At 64.7% G+C, this 5,841-nt stretch carries 5 protein-coding genes; 3 read left to right on the forward strand and 2 right to left on the reverse strand.

The window, feature by feature from the left end; all coding sequences use genetic code 11:
- On the forward strand, window positions 1-1,224 hold a 1,224-nt coding region (locus EN994_RS14690; protein ID WP_127307615.1), incomplete at its 5' end, for an autotransporter domain-containing protein.
- A gap of 14 nt (window positions 1,225-1,238) precedes the next feature.
- Here the strand turns inward: EN994_RS14690 and EN994_RS14695 are convergent.
- Together EN994_RS14695 and EN994_RS14700 are read right to left on the reverse strand one after the other, a co-directional pair.
- The gene (locus tag EN994_RS14695; protein WP_013530049.1) at window positions 1,239-1,634 is read right to left on the reverse strand and encodes a hotdog domain-containing protein; all 396 of its coding nucleotides are present in this window, start codon (window positions 1,632-1,634) and stop codon (window positions 1,239-1,241) included.
- Between the two features lie 368 nt (window positions 1,635-2,002).
- A complete protein-coding gene (locus EN994_RS14700; protein ID WP_063168821.1) occupies window positions 2,003-2,944 on the reverse strand; it encodes a phosphoribosylaminoimidazolesuccinocarboxamide synthase in 942 nt (313 codons plus the stop codon).
- A gap of 238 nt (window positions 2,945-3,182) precedes the next feature.
- Between EN994_RS14700 and EN994_RS14705 the strand changes: the two genes are divergently transcribed.
- The gene (locus tag EN994_RS14705; protein WP_063168822.1) at window positions 3,183-4,799 is read left to right on the forward strand and encodes a GMC family oxidoreductase N-terminal domain-containing protein; all 1,617 of its coding nucleotides are present in this window, start codon (window positions 3,183-3,185) and stop codon (window positions 4,797-4,799) included.
- A partial coding sequence (locus tag EN994_RS14710; protein WP_164745924.1) for a mandelate racemase/muconate lactonizing enzyme family protein occupies window positions 4,796-5,841 on the forward strand: 1,046 nt, incomplete at its 3' end. The genes EN994_RS14705 and EN994_RS14710, both read left to right, overlap by 4 nt.

Here is a 5,841-nt window from a genome sequence, read left to right on the forward strand (position 1 = left end):
CTCAACGACCTTCTCTTCCTCGACCATCTCATCAACTACAAGGGCGGCGACGGCAACGACATCACCCTCGCCTTGGCGCGCAACGACGTCGCGGTCGCCAACGTCGCCACCACCCGCAACCAGTTCGCGACCGCCGGAGCCCTCGATCGGCTGGGCGAAGGCAATGCGCTTGCATGGGCCATGCTGCTCATGACCGACAAGGACGCAGCGCGCCTGGCGCTGGATGCCGCGTCGGGCGAGGTTCATGCCTCAGCCAAGGGGATGCTGATCGAGGACAGCCGCTTCGTCGCCGATGCCGCAACCGCCCGCGTCCGGGCGGCCATGGGCGACGTCGCCGCTCCCGCCATGCCAGTGATGGCTTATGGCGAGGGCGGCCCGGAGCTGGTCGAGGCTGACACCAGCCGTTTCGTCGTGTGGGGGCAGGCTTTCGGCTCCTGGGGCACGGCGAGCGGCGACGGCAATGCCGCCGGCCTCGACCGCTCCACCGGCGGCTTCCTCGCCGGCGCCGACACCGTGATCGGCGAAGCCTGGCGGGTCGGCCTGCTGACCGGCTACAACCACGCCAGTTTCGACGTCGACGATCATGCCTCTTCCGGCTCCAGCGACACCTATCACATCAGCCTTTATGGCGGTAGACAGTGGGACGGCCTCGGCCTGCGCGGCGGCGTCGCCTACAGCTGGAACCGGATCGACACCAGCCGCAACGTCGTCGTTCCAGGCTTCGTCGATGCGCTGACGGCGAAATACGATGCCGGCACCGCGCAGGTCTTCGGTGAGGCCGGCTATCGCCTCGAGACGCGCATGGCTGCCTTCGAGCCCTTCGCCAGTCTCGCCTATGTCAACCTCCACACCGACAGCTTCACGGAAAAGGGGCGCGCCGCCGCACTCACATCCGCTGCCTCGACCACCGAGACCACCTTCACCACGCTCGGCTTGCGGGCCTCGGCCGGCTTCGACCTCGGCGGAATGCAAGCAACCGCGCAGGGTACGCTCGGCTGGCGTCATGCCTTCGGCGACACCACGCCGACCGCAGACATGGCCTTCGCCGGTGGCGACCTCTTCACCATTGCCGGCGTGCCGATCGCTAGGGATACAGCCATCGTCGGGGCCGGGCTCGATTTCCGGATCGCCGACAGCACCACGCTGGGGATCAGCTACTCCGGTCAGTTCGGGAAGAAGGCGGCCGACCAGGGCGTCCGCGCCACGATGCAAGTGCGCTTCTGATTTTTCGGCTTGCCTCAGCCTTCGGCGGGAACCGCTTTCGGCTTGCCCTCGCCATCCAGCGCCACCATGACGAAATCCGCATGGGTGACCTTCTCCATCAGGTCGGAGAGGTAGCGCTGCGCCCAGGCCTCGACCTTGAGCGTCATCGAGGTGCGGCCGACGCGCTCGACATGGGTGTAGATGCACAGCGTGTCGCCGATCTTCATCGGCTTGGCGAACGACATCTCTTTCACCGCCGCCGTCACCACGCGGCCCTTGGCGCGCTCGGCGGCGCGGATGCCGCAGGCCAGGTCCATCTGCGCCATCACCCAGCCGCCGAAAATGTCGCCGGCCGCATTGGCGTCCGAAGGCATGGCCAGGGTGCGCAGCGTCAGATCGCCAAGCGGCCGTCCTTCAGCGTAGTGCACCATGCGAGAAATCCTTCGAGACTGGCTGCCCTCGATCCCGTATCGTCACGGCGCCAGAAGGTCAACGAGCCACGGCATGGCCACAGGCTCGGACTGGCAAAAGACCTGCGACAGCCGGCGCGCGGTGTCGGCAGCCTTTTTGCCGGGCAGCTTTTTCACGATAGGAATTTTTTCTTGACTGGGTGCCCTCAGCTATGGTACATTTTTGCCTATGGTGCTGATTTGCGCCAGTGACCCGCCGCACAGGCGGGTTTTTCGTTTGCTCCGTCAGCCAACACACCGGCGAAGGTTTCCGAGGACCGGTTAACCCGAGTTCGTAGACCCTGGGCATGGCCATGGGACGGCAGTTCGCATCACCCGGCGAAGATCGATCAGAAATAGCGCCTGAGGTTCGTGCGAATGCGATCGAGCACGCTGTTCCCGGAAAGGTCCGGAGAGAACTCCTTGCCGGTGATCGCCTCATAGGCCTGCGCATAGACATGCGAGGCCTGTTCGACGATCTCGGCCGGTATCTCAGGTATCGGGTCGCTGTAGGGGTTGCAGCGCGCCGAGACCCACGACCGGACGAAATCCTTGTCAAAACTCTCCGGCCGGCTGCCGTCGGCGAGCGCCTGTTCGTAGCTCGATGCGATCCAGTACCGGCTGCTGTCCGGGGTGTGGATTTCATCGGCAAGAATGATGGTCCCGTTCCTGTCGGTGCCGAATTCGTACTTCGTGTCCGCCAGGATCAGGCCGCGCTCGGTGGCGCGCTGCTGGCCACGGGCGAACAGCCGCAAAGCGTAGCCGGACACGGTGTCCCACTGCGCCTGCGTGAGAAGACCCTGTTCGAGGATCTCGGCTTTCGACAGCGGCTCGTCATGGCCGCCATGCGCGGCCTTGCTGGTCGGCGTGATGATCGGCTCGGCCAGCTTTTCATTGTCGCGCAGGCCGTCCGGCAGGCGGATACCGTACATGTCGCGGTCGCCGCGCTTGTAGCGCGTCAGGATCGAGGTGCTGGTGGTTCCCGCCAGATAGCCGCGCACGACGATCTCGACCGGCAGGATGTCGAGCCTCGTGCCGACGACGACGTTCGGGTCGGGGTATTCGAGAACATGGTTCGGACAGATATCGGCGGTTTCCTCGAACCAGTAGCGCGCCGTCTGGGTCAGTATCTCTCCCTTGTAGGGGATCGAGGTCAGGATGATGTCGAAGGCACTGAGCCGGTCGGTGACGATGATGATGCGCCGGCCATCCGCCAGATCGTAGTTTTCGCGGACCTTGCCGCTGTAGTGGCCCGGCAGTTCGGGAATGAACGCGTCAGGGAGGGTCCGCATATGATTTCCTGCCTTCCGCAGAGTGGCCAGAGCATAACTCCGAAAAGTTATGCGCCAAGATAGTGCCACCGCATAGGCTGTCGGGACGATAGATATCAAGCGCGATTGTCGGGAATCCCCGCAAACCTGATCGGTTCGACGGTCGCTTTTTTCACAACTGATGCCGGATGGCGCGGCGACTTCGGAATGCCGTCGCGTCTAGGCTGCAGCCAATTTTTCGGAGCCTCCCATTTCCATCATGCAGACCTATGATTTCATCATCGTCGGCTCCGGCTCGGCCGGCTCGGTCCTGGCTGAAAAACTGTCGGCCTCGGGGCGCTTCTCGGTGCTGGTGCTGGAGGCCGGCGGCAGCGACCGCCGCTTCTACGTGCAGATGCCGCTCGGCTACGGCAAGACCTTCTTCGATCCCGGCGTCAACTGGAACTACAAGGCCGAGCCGGACCCGGGGCTTGCCGGCAATGCCGACCACTGGCCGCGCGGCAAGCTGCTCGGCGGTTCGAGCTCGATCAACGCCATGGTCTGGATCAGGGGCGCGCGCGAAGATTTCGATGCCTGGGCCGCCGCCGGCAATCCCGGCTGGGGCTATGACGATCTGCTGCCCGCCTTCAAGGCGCTCGAGGACAACCAGGCCGGCGCGGACCAATGGCGCGGCGTCGGCGGCCCGCTGCATGTCACAGACTGTTCGGGCGCCGTCCACCCGCTGACCAAACGCTATCTCGTCGCCGGCCAGCAGGCCGGCTTGCCCTTCAACCCGGATTTCAACGGCGCTGCCCAGGAAGGCGTCGGCGTCTACCAGATCTCGACCCGCAACGGCCGCCGCATGTCGGCGGCGCGCGCTTTCCTGCGCCCGGCGATGAAGCGCGCCAACGTCCGCGTCGAGATGAAGGCGCTGGCGACCAGGGTGCTGTTCGAGGGCAAGCGCGCCGTCGGTGTCGAATACCAGCAGAACGGCGAGACGAAGTCGGCGCGTGCCGGTCGCGAAGTCATCCTGTCGGGCGGCTCGGTCAACTCGCCGCAATTGCTGCAGCTGTCCGGCGTCGGGCCTTCCGCGCTGCTGAAAGGCCTGGGCATCCGGATGGTCCACGCCAACGAGAATGTCGGCGCGCATCTGCAGGATCATGTCGGCATCAACTACACCTTCAAGGGCAAGCTGCCGACGCTCAACCAGACGCTGCGTCCCTGGTGGGGCAAGCTGCTGGTCGGCATGCAATATATCCTGACCCGTTCGGGCCCGCTGTCGCTGTCGATGAACAATGCCGGTGGCTTCTTCCGCACCGACCCGGCGGCGACGCGGCCCAACATGCAGCTCTATTTCCAGGCATTCTCGACCGTCATTCCCAAGAGCGGCGAGCGTCCCATCCTGACGCCCGACCCATGGCCGGGCTTTTCCATCGGCCTGTCCAACTGCCGCCCGTCGAGCCGTGGCGAGATCATGATCCGCTCGGCCAATCCGCGCGAGTACCCCAGGATAACGGCCAATGCCTACTCCACCAATGCCGATGTCGAGGAGATGCTGGCGGCGGTGAAATTCGTCCGCAAGATCGCCTCGATGCCTGCCATGGCCGAGATCATCGAGGAAGAGGTTTTGCCAGGCCCGTCAATCACTTCCGATGCAGACCTGATTCAGGATTTCAGGAAGCGCTCGGGCACTGTCTATCATCCGGTCTCGACCTGCCGCATGGGGCCCGATCCGGCGCGCGCCGTCGTCGACCCGCGTCTCAAGGTGCACGGCATCGACGGCCTGCGCGTCATCGACGCCTCCATCTTCCCCGACAACATCACCGGCAACACCAACGCCGCCTCGATCATGACCGGTTGGAAGGGCGCCGAACTGGTTCTGGAGGACCAAAAATGAAGATCACGGACGTCAAGACCTGGGTTGTCGACAATCCGCCGCCCGGCATCGGCGGCAAGTATTTCATCTTCGTCAAGTTGACCACCGATGGCGGCGTGGTCGGCTATGGCGAGGCCTACAACGCCACCTTCTCCGCCCATGTTACCGCCCGGATGGTCGAGGACATGGCCGAGCGCTATCTCGTCGGCCGCGATCCGCACGACATCGAGAACTTCTTCCGCCGCGCCTATTCGTCCGGCTTCACCCAGCGGCCCGACGTGTCAGGCATGGGCTGCTTCTCGGCGCTGGAAATGGCCTGCTGGGACATCATCGGCAAGGAGGCCGACAAGCCGGTCTACAAACTGCTCGGCGGCCAGGTGCACGAAACGCTGCGTTCCTACACCTATCTTTATCCGCACACCGGCAGCGTCCACTCCGAGGATGCGCACGGCAAGAACGTCTACAACGACCCCGATCTCGCCGCCGCCTGCGCGCTCGAATATGTCGAACAGGGGTTCAACGCCGTCAAACTGGACCCGGCCGGCCCCTACACCGCCTTCGACGGCCACCAGCCGCGTCTTGTCGATATCGACCTGTCCACCCGCATGATCAAGGCGATCCGCGAGGCGGTCGGCACCCGCGCCGACATCCTGTTTGGCACGCACGGCCAGTTCACAGCGTCCGGCGCGCTGCGCATGGCGCGCGCCATCGAGCCCTATGATCCCTTGTGGTTCGAGGAGCCGGTGCCGCCTGACATGCCCGAAGTCATGGCGCAAGTGGCCCGCGCGACCTCGATCCCGATCGCCACCGGCGAACGGCTGACCACCAAGTTCGAGTTCGCCCGCGTCATCGAGAACCGCGCCGCGACCATCCTGCAGCCGGACCTCGGCCGCTCCGGCGGCATTCTCGAAACCAAGAAGATCGCGGCGATGGCCGAGGCCTACCACATCCAGGTCGCCCCTCACTGCTATTGCGGGCCGATCGTCGGTGCGGCCAACATCCAGCTGGCGGTGACACTGCCCAACTTCCTCATCCTGGAATCGCTGAAGCAGTGGGACGGTTT

The organism is Mesorhizobium sp. M7A.F.Ca.CA.002.09.1.1 (genome assembly GCF_003998555.1).
GTDB classification, from domain to species: Bacteria; Pseudomonadota; Alphaproteobacteria; order Rhizobiales; family Rhizobiaceae; genus Mesorhizobium; species Mesorhizobium ciceri.

Coding starts and splice junctions, on each gene's coding strand:
- EN994_RS14700 (WP_063168821.1), bottom strand. CDS start 2,944: ATGCGGACCCTCCCTGACGCGTTCATTCCCGAACTGCCGGGCCACTAC.
- EN994_RS14695 (WP_013530049.1), bottom strand. CDS start 1,634: ATGGTGCACTACGCTGAAGGACGGCCGCTTGGCGATCTGACGCTGCGC.
- EN994_RS14705 (WP_063168822.1), top strand. CDS start 3,183: ATGCAGACCTATGATTTCATCATCGTCGGCTCCGGCTCGGCCGGCTCG.